Genomic DNA, 16,620 nt, shown 5'->3' on the forward strand with positions numbered 1-16,620 from the left:
AACATACAATGATTAATATCGTATTATTTGGAAAACCGGGTGCAGGAAAAGGTACTCAGGCGGAATTTTTAAAAGAAAAATACAACTTAACACATGTCTCTACAGGAGACATATTCCGTTACAACCTTAAAAACGGTACTGAACTTGGTAAAGAAGCTCAGGTTTACATTGATAAGGGAGAGCTGGTTCCGGATGCATTAACAATAAAAATGCTTCAGGATGAGGTAGAGAAAAACCCTGAAACTAAAGGTTTTCTTTTTGACGGTTTTCCAAGAACAGTTGCTCAGGCAGATGCACTTGATGCATTCCTTAAAACTAAAGGGTGGGAAGTAACGGCTACGGTTGCTCTTGAAGCAGATGATGAGGTACTTGTACAAAGACTTTTAGAGAGAGGTAAAACAAGTGGAAGAGCTGATGATCAGGACGAAGCACTGATAAGAAACCGTTACCAGGAATATAATGAGAAAACGGCTCCCCTTATTGAGTATTACAAAGGACAGGGTAAGTTTTATGCCGTAAACGGTATTGGCGAAATATCAGAAGTAACCGAAAGGTTAAGTCTGATTATAGATAAGCTGTAACTAAAAGCCTAACGATTGGAAATAGCCATAATATTATTTTTAATACTGCTTAACGGTGTTTTTTCCATGTCGGAAATTGCACTGATATCAGCACGTAAAAGCCGTTTGGAAACTGCGGCAAAAAAAGGTAACTCCAGTGCCCAAACCGCATTGGATCTTGCCAATTCGCCTAACAAATTCCTTTCTACTGTACAAATAGGTATTACCCTTATAGGTATACTTACCGGTATTTACAGTGGTGACAAGGTTACTGATGATGTAAAGGTATTTGTTGTACAGTTTGAGATGCTTGCGCCTTATGCCGACAGTATTGCTGTAGGTATAGTGGTTGTAATACTTACTTTTTTTTCTTTGGTGTTAGGAGAGCTGTTGCCTAAAAGGATAGGTTTAACTTATCCTGAAAGCATTGCAAAATTGGTAGCGCTGCCAATGAAATTTATTTCGATAATAACGGCGCCGTTTATATGGTTACTTACTTCGTCTACCGATTTTTTAATGAAGATATTCAACATCCGCCCAACGGCAGATGGTAAGGTAACTGAAGAAGAGATTAAAGCCATAATTAAGGAAGGTACAGAAGGTGGCGAAGTTCAGGAGATAGAGCAGGATATTATGGAGCGTGTTTTCCATATTGGAGACAGGAAGGTGAACTCACTGATGACACACCGCAAGTCGGTAGCTTATCTGTCCACGCAATCTGATAAAGACCGTATCAAGGAAATAATGCTGCAAGAGCTTCATTCGGTTTATCCGGTATGTGAAGACAATCTTGACGATGTTATAGGTGTAGTGTTGCTTAAGGATATTTTCGCTAATTACGAAAAGCCTTTGTTTAACCTGCGACAGATAACAAAAGAGCCGGTATATCTTATAGAGCATACCTCGGCATACAAGGCTTTGGAGATTTTCAAGAAAACCAAAGTGCACTATGCTTTGGTTACCGATGAGTATGGAGTATTTCAGGGTATAATAACCCTTAACGATATACTTGAGGCTTTGGTAGGGGACGCGTCTGATTTTTATCATGACGAATTCCAGCTTGTGGAAAATACCGATGGTACATGGACGGTAGACGGGCATTATCCGTTACACGACTTTTTAACTTATTTTGATCTTGATGAGCTTACTACAGATTATGAGGTAACAACAGTAAGCGGACTTATAATGACAGAGCTTTCTTATATTCCTAAAGAAGGAGAGAAGCTGGCCTGGAATCACTTTGAGCTTGAGGTGCTTAAAATGGATGGTGTTAAGATTGATAAGGTAAAGGTAAAGTCTATAAATAAAGAAGAATAAACTGTTTTTGCAGTTAAGGATAGAATTGTAATTGGTTAAGGATAGGGAAACCTTAAATCTGAAACCTGAAACATAAAAAGATGACAGAAGGGAATTTTGTAGATTACGTAAAAATATATGTTGCTTCCGGTAAAGGAGGTAAAGGATCTACTCACCTGCACAGGGAGAAGTTTATTGAAAAAGGAGGGCCTGATGGTGGCGACGGAGGTCGCGGAGGTCACGTTTATCTGGTGGGGAACAAAGGTCTTTGGACATTGTTTCACCTTAAGTTTGCACGTCACATTAAAGCCGGACACGGAGGAGATGGCGGTAGTGCAAGAAGTACAGGTGCTGATGGAGAAGATAAGTATATCGAAGTGCCATTGGGTACAGTAGTGCGCGACAAGGAAACAAACGAAATACTTTTTGAGATTACCGAAGAAGGAGAGAAAAAAATACTTGCAAAAGGAGGTAAGGGAGGTTTAGGGAACTGGCATTTCCGTAGTTCTACAAACCAGACACCACGTTATGCCCAGCCCGGACTTTACGGTGAGGAGCTGGATGTCATCCTTGAGCTAAAAGTATTGGCAGATGTAGGATTGGTAGGATTCCCTAATGCGGGTAAATCTACTTTGCTTTCGGTACTTACTTCTGCAAAACCAAAAATTGCCGATTATCCGTTTACCACGCTAAAGCCTAACTTAGGTATCGTAGCCTACAGGGATTTCCAGTCGTTTGTTATGGCTGATATTCCCGGAATCATTGAAGGTGCGGCTGAAGGTAAAGGTCTAGGGCATTATTTCCTTAGGCATATAGAACGAAACTCTACATTGCTGTTCCTTGTTCCGGCTGATGCTGAGGATATCAAAAAGGAATATGAGATACTTCTTGATGAGTTGAGAAGGTATAATCCTGAAATGCTTGACAAAGACAGGCTGGTAGCCATTACAAAATGCGATATGCTGGATGAGGAGCTTAAGGGCGAATTAAAACAGCAACTGGATAAAGAGCTTAAAGGTGTACCGTATCTGTTTATATCATCGGTGGCACAGCAGGGGCTAACCGAGTTAAAAGATAAACTGTGGCAAATGCTTAACAGTTAAAATAAAAAGGTTTAAAGCCTTGTAATATATACAAAGTCCTGGGTTTAAAAGCTCAGGATTTTTATTTTAAATATTAAAATTGTTGAAAAAATAATGTTTTTGGTTGTAATGATGATGTATATTTGAGTAATCACCAAACTAAAAATTTTTATTATTAATGGGGCTTTTAAAGAAAATTGCATCGTTTATTTTAGATATTGTTTTTGTCGGACTGCCTGTGTCAATTGTTTTTTGGCTCTCATTGGATTTTTTAGTGTTTAACAGACACTTTATTGATAAAGGGATTTTAAATATTCTGTATTATTTATTACCAACCATAACAGGTTTGTTATTAAGTATAATTGTAGCAGTTTGTGCAAAAAAAACGGGTAAGTATACACAAATGGTTTTTATACTACTAGCGGCGTGTTATCAGTTTGTCGCTTTGTGGACTACTTTATGTGTGTATTGCGATAAAAATCAAAATCTAAATTTAAATCATAAAATTTTTGTATGGTTATCTATATTGATTTCTTTGGTTATAGTATCAGTCAAAAATTTGAGAAGGCTTTCATTAAGAGATATCGCAATTGTTACTACAGTATTTTTTGTTATAATGGTGGATTTTTGTTTTTTTGAAATTATAGCGGATTTACTCTTATCTATACGTTACAGGTAAATAGAGTAGACCACATATTACATTAAAATAAAAAAGATGCTATTAAGCGTCTTTTTTATTTTAAAACAGTAGAGTATAATGTGGTTTTTAAGCATAGTTTATTTTACGAAATTCTTAAAAATAGGTATATTCGCAGCTCTAAAACGAGATAGTTAATAATAACGGTGTAACAAATATGTAATACAGCTACTTATTAGCTAAACTATTAACTTTATTAAAATCAGATGAAAAAACTTATTTTATTCCTTACCATGTCACTTATGGTAATGCCTGTAAGGGCTGACGAGGGTATGTGGTTTTTAATGTTCATTGAGCGTTTAAATCACAGGGATATGCAAAAAATGGGCTTACAGTTAACTGCTGAGGAAATTTACAGCATTAACAACCACAGCCTTAAAGATGCAATCGTACAGTTTGACGGAGGATGTACTGCAGAGGTTATCTCTAAAGACGGTTTGGTACTAACTAACCACCACTGTGGTTATGAAGCTATTGCTGAACTTTCATCTCCTGAGGCTAACTATTTAAGAGATGGTTACTGGGCTCCAACAAGGGCAGATGAGCTTAAGCCAAAAAGCCTTTCGGTTCGTTTCTTTGTAAGAATGGATGATGTTTCTAAGAGAATCCTTTCTAAACTTAACGACAATATGACCGAGGCTGAAAGGGAAAAAGCTATTCAGCAGGAAAGTGCTCTTATCGAAAAAGAAAATAATGAAGGTGGTAAATATGTAGTTTCTGTTCGCTCATTCTTTCAGGGTAATGAGTTCTACTATTTCGTTTACCAGGATTATAACGATGTTCGTCTTGTAGGTACACCTCCTGAGAGCATTGGTAAATTTGGTGGGGATACAGATAACTGGGAGTGGCCTCGTCATACTGGTGACTTCTCTATGTTCCGTATCTATGCAGATGCAAACGGTAACCCGGCAGAGTATTCTCCAAACAACGTTCCGTTACATCCTAAACAATATCTTCCTGTAAGTTTAAAAGGAGTGGAAGAAGGTGACTTTGCCATGATTTTAGGTTACCCTGGCCGTACAAACCGTTGGATGCCTGCTGCAGGTATTGAGCAGAATGTTAAGTATGCTTACCCTGCATGGGTTGAGTCTTCTAAACTAGGTATGGACAGAATGAAGGTATATATGGATCAAAGTGACAAAGTTCGTCTTGACTATGCTTCAAAATATGCTCAGGTAGCAAACTACTGGAAAAACCGTCAGGGTATGATTGATGCCCTTACAGCTCACAAAACAGCTGAAACTAAAGCAGCTGGTGAAGCTAAATTTAATAAATGGGCTAACAAAAAAGAAAATAAAGCTAAGTATGGCGATGTTGTAGCTAACATTAACGCTTACTATGCTAAAACTAATGAAAAAGCACGTCAGGATAACTATCTTGTAGGTTTATTAAGAACAAGTGCTTTTGCAGTTCTTCCGTACAGAGTAGGCGGTGCATTAATGCAGTATGCTAACTCTAACGAGGCACAAAAAGCACAATATCTTCCAAGAATTGAAGAGTTTGTGGCAGAAGAGTATAAAACATTATATATGCCTCTTGAAAAAGATGTACTTGCTGCTCAGCTTCATTTATATGCTACTAAATCTACAGGTTATGCAATTGCTCCTTTAGTAGCTAAAATAGGTGAGGAGAATAACTACGATTATACAAAATATGTAAACGAAGCTTTTGAAACAAGCATCTTCAGATCTAAAGAGAGCGTTGAAGAGTTCCTTAAGAGTCCAAATGCTGAGGCACTTCAAAACGATCCTTTATTCCTTCTTTCAAACGACATCTTAACTCAGTACAGAGCGGTACCGGATGAGATTGCTGCTTTAGAGGACAGCTATTCAAAATCATTCCGTTTACTGGTTCAGGGTATGAGAGATGCTAATCCAAAAGAGAAGTACTACCCGGATGCAAACAGTACACTGCGTTTAACTTACGGTAAAGTAATCGCTCTGCCTAAAGACGACAGAAATGATGCTGAGAAAAACTACTACACTACAATGAAAGGAGAAGTAGCTAAATATAAGCCAAACGATCCTGAGTTTGATTTACCTAAAAAACTTCTTGAAATGTATGAGTCTAAAGATTTTGGACAGTATGCAGACAAAGAAGGTTATATGCCGGTAAACTTCCTTACTGATAACGATATTACAGGTGGTAACTCAGGCTCTCCTGTGTTAAACGGTAAAGGTGAACTTATAGGTGTTGCTTTTGACGGTAATATTGAGGCTATGGCCGGAGACGTTATATTTGATGACAAACTGCAAAGAACAATTAACGTAGATATACGTTATGTACTTTGGGTTATCGACAGATTCTCTGGTGCGAAACACATTGTGGACGAAATGACGATTGTGAGATAATTTAATTATTTGTTCAAATTAAAAACGGCTTCTTTTAAAGAAGCCGTTTTTTTATTTACCTAAAAAAGTAAGGATGGGCTAGGGTATGGCCTTAATCCTTATACCTTTTGTATGACCCGAGAATTCAGGGGCATACATGCTTTGTATGGTTGAGATACCGTTAGAGAACTCCCCGGCGTTATTTACTCTTACATCATATTCCAGTACATACGTTCCTTTACTCAGCCTGTCAAAAAAGAAGTGTGTAGCCGCATCTTTAGTGCTTTTGTAATAACTCATGCCTTTCTCCCACTTGTGGCCTGAAATTACATCTACAGGCTCAAACGCAGAAGCTCTCATATCCTTAAGATGAACATATTCCATGTCTTCTGTTAGTTTAAGTATAATTCTTACGGTAACAAGGTCGCCGGTTTTTAAAGGCGTTTGCTGTGTAATTTGGCTTAATGAAGCCTCACTTCCGTACTTGTTTTTTAAATAAAGCTCCTTAGTAATATTCATAATCCCTTTTTGGGCATCTTCTATTTTATCTAAATCTTCAAAGTACTGCCAGTAAAGCCCTCCATAACCGGGAACTGTCGACTTGTTTTCAATTTTAAGATCAGCCAGTTCTTTGGTAATTTCCTTACTATCCCATTCCAGTTTTAAATATCCCGTTCCTGCCTCTTTACTGTTCTCTGCCAGTTTTTTATTGAGAGCTTCAGTATTTCCTAAACTAATAGAGGTCTTGTCTTTTACAGAAAGCCATTCGCCGCCTTTCATGAGTAATGCATACACTGCTTCGGTCGTTGCTTTTGTGGTAGGCCAGTTTTTATTTTGTTTATTTTTTATAAGCCAAACCTTCATGGCATCTGCCGATTCTATATCATTATCAATCTCTATCATGGCTTCGATAAGTAAAGCCTGAGTTTCTATAGGCGACTCATACCAGTACCATCCTGCTTTATTGCTTATCCAGTACATTCCCCACTCGGTGTTGTTAGATGATGTTTCCCTAAGGCTTTCAGTTATTTTTTTAGCAGTAATGGTATCGCCAAACCTGTTAAGCACCAGGGCAGCCATTCCTTTTTCATAGAGGCGATATTCCAGCCAGTTATCTTTAATGTTATCAATATACTTATCTATTCTGATTTTAAGACTGTCCTGTACGGGGTACTGCTTGGTGTAAAAGCTTCTTGTATAAAGATAATGTAGAGGTACATAAGCAGATGAAATCACTGATTTCTTATCTTTTTTAGCTCTTTCCCTTTCGGCTTCTGTAAAACATTTATCAATATACTTTATACCTTTTTTTGTAATGTAGTCAGAAGAATATTCTTCGGGATCTTCCATTTTTAGTTTTGCCAGATGTCCCATTCCCGCAAGTATATGGCGTGTGATATACTCATTTTCCTTTCCTCCTTCAAACCAGGCAAATCCTCCGCTTTCGTTTTGTCGATCTTCAAGAACGGCAAGGTTGGCAGCAATAGAGCCTTTCATTCTATAGAGGTCAAACAACAGTGCTATCCTGTTTTTCTTTTCGGCTTCACTCTCAGTGTCCAGTAGCCATGGAGATTCGGCCAATATAATAGACTTGAGCTCTTCATTCTGCTCCAGTTTAGAGGTGGGAGCACCTTCTTTTTTCCAGGAATCGAATACTTCTTTTATTTTAGGGTTGCTGTCTAATATTGATGCAGCAATAGTATTGGCATATATTCTTGAGAAAAGCTGCTCTGAGCACTGATGTTCATATTCCATAAGGTATGGCAGCGACTGTATAGCTATCCATGCCGGATTTGAGGTGTACTCAAATACTATTTTATGGTTCTTTAAGGTTGACGAAGTGTTATTCTTCAGTTTTTCCAGAGTATATTCTTTTGTCTCATTTGGCTTCACCCATAACGGTATACTTTCGGTTACCAGTGTCCTGTTTGTTAATACAGGGAGTATGCTTTCTACACCATCAGTATAGTTTTCTGTTTTGGCAACAACCTTATATTGTATGCCTTCCATGCCTCTTGGTACGGTAATTTTCCAGTTTACCATAGTGTTGCCTTTTCCGGGAACAGTAAATGGTTTTACATTATTGCTGTTAAGGGCAATGTCGTCTATAGGCTGCATGTCTACGGCGTTATAAAGCATCAGCATAGCATTACCTGTTTTAGGGGCAGCGGTCATGTTTGTTACCTTAGCGCTAATCACTATTGTATCTGTTTCACGGAGAAAACGGGGCATGTTTGGCATAACCATCAAATCTTTTTGTGTAACTGCCCAGTGCTCAAAATAACCTGATTTTGCATCTTTGCTATGAGCAAAAAGTCGCATACTCCATTCGGTAAGTGCTTCAGGGGTAGTGAAGGTAAAACTCAGATTTCCGTCTTTATCTGTAGTAAGATGCGGATAAAAGAACGCTGTTTCATCCAGATTTTTTCGGGTTCCAACTTTTTTAAGTTCTTCTGATTGTTGTATAAGGGCATTGTAGGTGCTTATAACTATAACACCATTTGCCCCACGATTTCCATATATTGAAGTGGCTGCCGCATCTTTATAAACTTCGATGTTTGCAATATCTGTAGTTTTTAAACTCCTAAAACCTTCCTCATCAACAGGGACACCATCAACAATAAATAGTGGTTGAGGGTTACCATCAATAGAAGATACACCTCTTAGTATAATTGTACTATCGGCACCAGGCTGGCCCGATCCTGTTCCTATATTTAGGCCGGCTACCTGCCCCTGTAGAGACTGGAGTATAGAAGCATTGGTTCTGCCTTCAATAGCTACACCTGATACTGATGCAACAGCCATTGCCGACTTTTTAGTAGTTGTAGCTCTATAGACATCTTTTACAACCATACTAAGTGCCATTCCTTCTTCCATCATTACATTGTATACAGTTGCGTCATCTACAGTAACAAGTATGGTTTCGTAGCCTGTAAAACTGAATTCTAATACATCCCCTTTACTTGCGGTAATAGTATATTCACCGTCAATGTTTGTTTGTCCGCTTACTTGTGTACCTTTAAGTATAACATTTGCTCCGGGCAGTGGCCCAAGTTCATCGCCAACAACCCCTTTTATTTCATATCCTACTTCGGCTAATATTTTCTTTTGGGTAGCAGGTTTCTCAAAAATAAACCGGCTGCCGTTTATGTCAAACCCAAAGCTGTTTATCTTATCGGGAGTTGTAAAGCTATAAATATCAGTGCTTTTATAATAGCTGTATCCCCAAGTGTTTACGTTGCCTCCTACGGTGGTTTGTAGATAAGGAGTGTGGTAATATTTGTATTCACGTTCTCTTAAAGTATTGTCCTGCCAATAGTCAGTTTTAAACTGGTCAAGAGAAGCATCATACATTGATGCCAATGCCTCAAACCTTTCTTTACCATTGCCTTTAATACTAAACGACCAGGTTTCTTTATTGCCGGGTGTAAGGGTGCTTCGCAGGGTATAAGATGTTATCTGTAAAGTTTCTTCGTCATTATCTCTAAGGTCGAACTTTTGGACTTCAGAATAAAAATCATTTTGCCATATATAGTAATACTTTACTTCAGCCTTATGTTGGTTAGTTGTAAAAGGTATTTTAATTGTGCTTTTGTTGTTTTGTAGATGCACAACTTTATCATAATTACGTTTGCCATCTGTAAAGGCCTCTATGGCTACATACAAATTGTCAAGGGATGAAGCGAGTTCCAGTTCAATATACCCGTCGGTTATATAGTTTTCGTTTAGCTTTTTGAATTTAAAGATATATTGTTCGGAGTATTTATCTGTGTTTTCAAAAGAAAAGTCGTTTTTATACTCAATATAGTGATTAGTGCTGTCTGTTGTGCTAACTACAATTTCATAACGCCCCGTTTCCCATTCACTAAAATCATGGGTCAATATGTTTTCTTTGTCTTGTAGATTTAATTTTTGACTGTACACAACTTTCTCCCTCTCAGTTAGTTTTTTCGCTTTTTTATAAGGTATGTAAGGGAATGTATTTTCAAATTCTTCCTGAGTTATAGTTTGTATTTCTGGTTCCAACCACGGCCTGTCCCTTTTTATTTTTGACTCTTCATCAATAAGTTTATAGATTGTAACCTGGGCTTCACTTTTTATGTTGTAATTATTTAGATTTAATGATTCAATCCACATTTTATCTTTTTTTTCTGAAGTAAATTGATAAGGGGTATAGACATAAAATCTCAAATCATGATAGCCGGCTTTTACATTAAATTTCTTGTCATGGGTCTCGCCATTAATATCAGTAACCTCTACGCTAATGTCGTAAGTAAATACAGGAAGTTCTGTTTCATCAGAATCTTCAGGAGCTTTAGGAATAAACTCTATAGTAAACTTTCCGTCTTTATCTGTTTTTACTTCGCCATCCTGCGAGCCGTCGGGGAATCCGCTAATTGTATATTCTACTACTGCTTCAGTAAGGTTAGCACCATTTAAAGCCCTTGCCGTACCGGTTATTACAGCCGGTTTGTCTATAAGCACGGAAGTTTTTACTTTGTCAAACTCAATTTCAAAAGTTGGCCTTTTGTATTCTTCTACGCTAAACTCCTTGTAAAAAGTATCAAAGTATATATTTTCACTGTCCCAAAAAGGATGCTCGTCTTTTACCTTGTTATAATTTTCATCGAGTTCATAATCCTCATCTTCATCAACTTCTATTTCAAATTCTCCCGTTAGTGCGTTTTTAGGAATTTGAAATTCTCCCGAAAACGAGCCAAACTCATTAGTTTTAAGACGATACGTTTTAAGTTCATTACCTTGTGAGTCGGTAATGTATATGCTGACATAAATATCGGGGACCACACTATAAACAGAATTAACCTTCTGAGTTATAATGCCTTTAAAATAAACAGTTTGCCCGGGTCTGTATATGGCCCGGTCTGTAAATATTTTTCCTGTAACATCAATATCAGGGGTGTCATTTTCTGACTTTTTGCTAATATTTTTGTTTTCACTTCTGTAGCTGTATTGTACATGATTATAGGAAGATAAAGTGTCTTTTTTATAGTAAATAAGGGGTGTTTTGGATTTTGGTCCATCGCCCTTTTTGTATTTAGGCTGTTTAATAATTGCCTTGCCGTTTTTATCGGTGGTATATTTTTTTTCAGCATATAGTATTTTTGCATTTTTTACAGGTTCTCCGCTTTCACGGTTAAGGATTCTGTAATGACTATATTTAGTATTGCTTTCTTGCTGTTCCACAGAAGCAAGATTAGATATTGTAATTTTAGCTTTTTTGGAATAAATCTCATTTTCTTCTGTAGGTGATACTTCCAGCAAATAATAACCGCTTTGCATAGCTGGTATTATGAGTTCTGTCTCATATTCAAAGTAATCGGCTTTTTTTGGTAAGGAGTATTTAAATATCGTTACTTCGACATTTTTATTAGGGATTACGTCGTGGTTACTATTAACCTTATATAGTTTTACATATAATGTGTCTATATTCAGGAATTTTACCTTAGCTAAAAAAGGTTCATTAGGTATAATGTACTTTTCGGTTTCAATATTACATTGTTTTTTGATTAAGGTGTTTAACAGATCGGCAGCATTGCTTGCAACATGATTGTACCTTGAATTTTCGATTATTTCATTACATAGTTCAACAGCTTTTTTGCGATATTCAGGATGTTTGTCCTTGCTGGATAAATCATAATAAATCTGAGCCATCCTGAGTTTTGCCTCAAAAAGGAAAGGTGTTTTATTCCATTTTTCAGTAACTTCTATAAGTGTGTTAAGGTATATTGTGTTTTTGTTTTCTTTAGCTAAATAGAAATTGTAATGTCTATCAAAGAAAGCAAGTCTTCTTAAAATGGCGCGTTGTAAGTTTAAAGAGTCGTTATTGCTTTGATACAGTTTTTCTGTATCCTGTAACAATACAATAGCGTTGTAAGAAGCCGAATATTGCCTCAAGTCTGCCTTTTGAAAAGTTTCACTGTCTGCAAACAAGATACCTACAGTCTCTGTCTTTAAATCCATATTATACTGTACTATATATTGTTCTAAGAGAAAATCATATAGCGAGCGGTTTGTTTTTGCAAGTATAGGGTTAAGTTCCATTATGGCATCATAATCACTTAAAGGGACGTTATATAATATGTCCCTACTTTTAATACTTTGTTCATAAGCCTCACTTATGGCTTCGGTAAAATTTTTTCTGCTCCATTCCATTATATCTTCGGGAACAGCATCTTCTATATAGGTGATATTACTTATTTTATAATTGATACTATTATAAAATTTTTTTAATGTTGAGGCATAAAGAAACTCCATTAAAGCCTTGCCGGGAACGCTGGCTTTTTCCTTTTCTTCTTTTAAAAGGGTAAATATTTTTACCTGGGCATTTTCTTCCAGCGTTTGCATGTGTCTTGCCTTAAAGAAAAAAGCTTTAATTATTTGGGGTTCATTACGGTCTTTTTTGGCTAGTTCAAGAATTTCATCGGTTTCTTTATCAGCCGATTTTATCTTGCCGTCAATTTCATAATTAATTACTTTTTCCCATCTGTCATTGTAATCCTGTGCATTTACTGTAAAACCGATAATAAGAATGAAGAGTAGTAAGGCTTTTTTCATATGTTGGTAGTTAAGTGAGCAATATAGTTCATTTTTGTTTGTGGTAGGGTGAGGTGCTTATGCCATGATTTTATTACTTTTGGTATTTAATAGTATAGAGCATTATTTTCCGGCAAAGGTTGGGAAGCTCTTAAAAAAAATAATCAGAAACTAAATGCGTACACATTTTATAGCTATTGGCGGTGCTGCTATGCACAATCTGGCCCTGGCCCTGCATGAAAAAGGATATAATGTAACAGGTAGTGACGATGCCATTTTTGAGCCATCGCGTTCCCGTCTTGAAAAGAAAGGATTACTGCCGCAGGAACTGGGATGGTATCCTGAAAAGATTACTGCCGATATTGATGCTGTAATTTTGGGGATGCATGCTAAGGCTGATAACCCAGAGCTTTTAAAAGCGCAGGAATTGGGACTTACAATTTATTCTTACCCTGAGTTTTTATACCAACAGTCTAAAAATAAAACCCGCGTGGTAATTGGAGGGTCGCATGGTAAAACAACCATTACGAGTATGATACTTCATGTAATGCACTATCATGGTATAGAAGTAGACTATATGGTAGGAGCCCAGCTGGAAGGCTTTGAAACCATGGTACACTTAACAGAAGATAACGACTTTATTGTGCTTGAAGGGGATGAGTACCTTTCTTCACCTATGGACAGAAGGCCGAAGTTTCATCTGTACAATCCTAACATAGCACTTATAAGCGGTATTGCGTGGGATCATATCAACGTATTTCCTACCTATGAGAACTATGTAGAGCAGTTTGAGATATTTATCGAGAAGATTACAAACGGGGGTATATTAGTATACAATGAAGATGATGCAGAGGTGAAAAGGATTGCCGAAGCTGCAACAAACCCAATCCGTAAACTGCCATACAGTACACCGGAATATTCTGTAGAAAATGGTGTTACCTATCTTGAAACTCCCGAAGGAGCTATGCCTATTGAGGTGTTTGGGGCACATAATCTTAATAATTTGGCCGGTGCCAAATGGATATGCCAGAATATGGGTGTGGATGAAGCCGATTTCTATGAGGCTATTGCAAGTTTTAAAGGAGCGAGTAAACGCCTTGAGAAAATTGCAGAAAATGGCAAGAATGTAGCTTATAAGGATTTTGCCCATTCACCAAGTAAGGTGGCTGCTACAACTAAAGCCGTAAAAGAACAGTATCCTGAAAGGAAACTTATTGCCTGCTTAGAGCTGCATACTTACAGCAGCCTTAATGCTGAGTTCTTAAAAGAGTATGAGGGCGCTCTTGATAATGCCGATGTGGCAGTAGTGTTCTATTCGCCGGAAGCGGTTAAGATAAAACAGCTTGAAGAGGTAACCTATGAGCAGATAGCCAAAGCCTTTAATCGGGAAGATCTTATTATTTATACCAATCCTGAGGCTTTTAAGGAATATCTTTTCCATTTAAAATATGATACCGAAGGTGTGGCGCTTCTTTTAATGAGTTCGGGTAATTATGGCGGACTTAATTTTGACGATGTAAAAACACTTATGTAATAAAAAAGAGGGACTTAATGTCCCTCTTTTTTATACCGGTAGTGCCCGCTTATCGAATAGTCAAAGAGGCAGTCGTCTAAATTTTGTCCGCTGCCTATATTGTGTACAATCATATAATTGCCTGATTTTCCTTTTTTGTTTACCACTATGCCTATATGAGGCAACCTGTCATTTAGCATCCAGGTTACAATATCTCCCGGCTTGTAGTCGCTTCCCTTTTGTGTTACTGCAAGTTTTTCTCCTTTACGGGTAAAAAAAGTTTGCAGGTTAGGCACCCTTCTGTGGTCAATATTGGTATCGGTAGATTTTAATCCCCATATTTTGGGATATTTGGCAAAGTTAGCCTTCATGTCCTCATGTACTTCCTTTTGCAGGTCGATTCCCAGTTTTCGGTAAGCACGTATAACCACATCGGTACATACACCGGTGTGGGCAGGAACATCTCCGTTAGGATATTTTATTTTTACATATTTAGGCTCATACCTTACAGCGTCTTTGGTGAGTGTTAGGGCAGCATCAGAAAGCTGTGTGTAGAAGTCTTTTTGTACATCAGCTTTTAAAACAGAACCGATAAGGAATAAGAGTAAAAGTTGCTTCATTCACTATGGTGTTTTAATTTGTAACGTAATATTATTCTGTAATAGTATGTGGTTTTTAATTAAATTCGTACAACCTTACTTTAATAATTATGGAAGAAACCACAGGAGCCTTTTCGATCAAGTATTGGGCAGAGGACGATAAACCCCGCGAAAAATTAATGCTTAAGGGCAAAACCGCCCTTAGTGATGCTGAACTGATAGCCATACTTATAGGCTCAGGTAGCCGTAACGAGAGTGCGGTGGAACTTAGTAAACGCATACTTAAAAGTGTAGACAATAACCTTAATGCTTTAGGTAAAATGTCCATTCAGCAACTCATGAACTTTAAGGGGATAGGGGAAGCTAAAGCCGTAACCATTGCCGCCGCTGCCGAACTGGGCCGAAGACGAAGGGAAGAAGATACGCCCGACTTAAAAAAAGTAACTTCCAGCAAGGCGGTTTATGATATTATGCAACCGCTTATAGGTGAGTTACCCCATGAGGAATTTTGGGTATTATACCTTAATAATTCCAACAAGGTTATTTATAAATCACAATTAAGCAAAGGAGGTATTACGGGAACACTCGTAGATGTTCGCCTGGCCTTTAAACTGGCACTGGAACATAATGCAACGGGCATGATACTGGTACATAATCATCCTTCCGGAACATTACAGGCGAGTGAACCCGACAGGCAGATAACAAAACAGATGCAACAGGCGGGGCAGAGCCTTAGCATTAATATCCTTGACCATGTTATAGTAACCGAGAAATCCTACCTAAGTTTTGCTGATGAGGGGATGTTGTAGTATCACCAAATAACCAACGAAATGAGAACGAGTATATTGCTAATACTGTTTTTGCTTATATCATGTAAAGAAGAACATTTCATTACAGATTTTGAAAGGACTTTAGCTGTTGAAGAAGACAGAAAGGTTTGGTGTTTTGAAGCTTTAGAAGATAATCACTATACTTTTGTCAGGTATAATCAGTTTTTTTCTGATAAGACTTATCAATGGTTTGGAAAATACATGGTTTTACAGGAGAAAATTAATTTTGAAGGAAACGAAAACCCTGAGAGCAAATGGAACTTTAATGAAGCAGACAGTATATTTTCTTTAGGTTATCCTGAAATGGAGTATAAGCTTTTACGTTATACAAAAGATACAGTTTTTCTTAAAGGGAATAATTATGAAGGAAATTTCAGGATGACAAGAATGCTTGATTAAGTTGTTATCTTGTATGTTATAATATAAAAGCGGGCATATTGCCCGCTTTATTTTTATTGGTTGGCTATAAAAGGAGCCTGCCTTATGTAGGCTTCATCAGTAAGCTGCTTAATTAAAAACTGCGCTAGCGAGGTAGCGCTTATCTTATTGCCGGGAGAGTTTGTAAGGCTTATGGCAATTTCAGGAGATTCTTCGGTTAAGTCAATCATCGGGAGTCTTACCATAGTCCAGTCTGTACTGCTTTCTGTTAGCATCTCATATTCTTCCTGCTTATTTTTTGTGGTAGCAGGAAAGTACTCATACATCCAATTGGTAGCCGCTTTAGAGTTAGGGCTTTTACTATCGGTAGGAGTATCTACATTCAATCCCGTAATAACAATGTATCGTTTTATATTCAGCTTCTTCATTGCAGACAGAATATTGCCTGTCGAAGTTGTGAATATATCGGTAGGATTTGGTGAGACACCCATGCCCAGTACACTTATAACCGCGTCACAATCTTTTAATAGCGAAAGTACATCATCCAGGGTTGAAACATTTCCTGTAATGACTTCGACTGTAGAGAGATTCGTGTTTTCAGGATTTCTAACCAACGCCTTAATCTGGTAGTTGGTTTTTGCGAGTTCTTTAATAAGGAATTTACCGGCTTTTCCGGTGGCGCCTATAACGGCAATTTTTATAGATGGTTTCATAAAATTTCTCTTTTAAAATAGATAATAAACTATTGCTTCGCTAACCGGTTTTAAGGTTGGCAAAGTG

The 16,620-nt window shown here is 37.5% G+C and carries 11 protein-coding genes; 8 read left to right on the forward strand and 3 right to left on the reverse strand.

All coding sequences use genetic code 11. The features are described from left to right. The first annotated feature begins 8 nt into the window (after nucleotides 1-8). The 5 genes from FUA48_RS07210 to FUA48_RS07230 all read left to right on the forward strand — a co-directional run bounded on the left by FUA48_RS07210 (nucleotide 9) and on the right by FUA48_RS07230 (nucleotide 5,986). A complete protein-coding gene (locus tag FUA48_RS07210) occupies nucleotides 9-581 on the forward strand; it encodes an adenylate kinase (RefSeq protein WP_147582915.1) in 573 nt (190 codons plus the stop codon). A 15-nt stretch (nucleotides 582-596) separates the two neighbouring features. Continuing rightward, a complete protein-coding gene (locus tag FUA48_RS07215; RefSeq protein WP_129749286.1) occupies nucleotides 597-1,877 on the forward strand; it encodes a hemolysin family protein in 1,281 nt (426 codons plus the stop codon). 80 nt (nucleotides 1,878-1,957) lie between these two features. Further along, entirely contained in the window at nucleotides 1,958-2,959 is a 1,002-nt protein-coding gene (gene obgE / locus FUA48_RS07220) for a GTPase ObgE (protein ID WP_147582916.1), read from the forward strand. 157 nt (nucleotides 2,960-3,116) lie between these two features. Continuing rightward, nucleotides 3,117-3,617, forward strand: a complete 501-nt coding sequence (locus FUA48_RS07225) for a hypothetical protein (protein ID WP_147582917.1) — start codon at nucleotides 3,117-3,119, stop codon at nucleotides 3,615-3,617. Nucleotides 3,618-3,841: 224 nt separating this feature from the next. Beyond that, complete coding sequence (locus tag FUA48_RS07230; protein ID WP_147582918.1) at nucleotides 3,842-5,986, forward strand: S46 family peptidase; 2,145 nt, start codon at nucleotides 3,842-3,844, stop codon at nucleotides 5,984-5,986. Nucleotides 5,987-6,064: 78 nt separating this feature from the next. Here FUA48_RS07230 and FUA48_RS07235 read toward each other — a convergent pair whose 3' ends face one another. Beyond that, nucleotides 6,065-12,541: an alpha-2-macroglobulin family protein gene (locus FUA48_RS07235; RefSeq protein ID WP_147582919.1), complete on the reverse strand. Its 6,477-nt coding sequence runs from the start codon at nucleotides 12,539-12,541 to the stop codon at nucleotides 6,065-6,067. A 154-nt stretch (nucleotides 12,542-12,695) separates the two neighbouring features. Here FUA48_RS07235 and FUA48_RS07240 point away from each other — a divergent pair, with 154 nt between their 5' ends. Further along, nucleotides 12,696-14,054, forward strand: a complete 1,359-nt coding sequence (locus FUA48_RS07240) for a UDP-N-acetylmuramate--L-alanine ligase (RefSeq protein ID WP_147582920.1) — start codon at nucleotides 12,696-12,698, stop codon at nucleotides 14,052-14,054. A gap of 14 nt (nucleotides 14,055-14,068) precedes the next feature. Here FUA48_RS07240 and FUA48_RS07245 read toward each other — a convergent pair whose 3' ends face one another. Continuing rightward, complete coding sequence (locus tag FUA48_RS07245; RefSeq protein ID WP_147582921.1) at nucleotides 14,069-14,653, reverse strand: DUF1287 domain-containing protein; 585 nt, start codon at nucleotides 14,651-14,653, stop codon at nucleotides 14,069-14,071. Between the two features lie 89 nt (nucleotides 14,654-14,742). On the opposite strand from FUA48_RS07245, the gene radC reads away from it, so the two are divergent. Next, a complete protein-coding gene (gene radC / locus FUA48_RS07250) occupies nucleotides 14,743-15,441 on the forward strand; it encodes a RadC family protein (protein WP_147582922.1) in 699 nt (232 codons plus the stop codon). Nucleotides 15,442-15,462: 21 nt separating this feature from the next. Next, nucleotides 15,463-15,861, forward strand: coding sequence for a hypothetical protein (locus FUA48_RS07255; RefSeq protein WP_147582923.1), 399 nt, complete (start codon nucleotides 15,463-15,465; stop codon nucleotides 15,859-15,861). Between the two features lie 53 nt (nucleotides 15,862-15,914). Here FUA48_RS07255 and FUA48_RS07260 read toward each other — a convergent pair whose 3' ends face one another. Then, nucleotides 15,915-16,553, reverse strand: coding sequence for an NAD(P)-dependent oxidoreductase (locus tag FUA48_RS07260; protein WP_147582924.1), 639 nt, complete (start codon nucleotides 16,551-16,553; stop codon nucleotides 15,915-15,917). Nucleotides 16,554-16,620 lie beyond the last annotated feature (67 nt).

It is taken from the genome of Flavobacterium alkalisoli (assembly GCF_008000935.1).
In the GTDB taxonomy this organism is placed as follows: Bacteria; Bacteroidota; Bacteroidia; order Flavobacteriales; family Flavobacteriaceae; genus Flavobacterium; species Flavobacterium alkalisoli.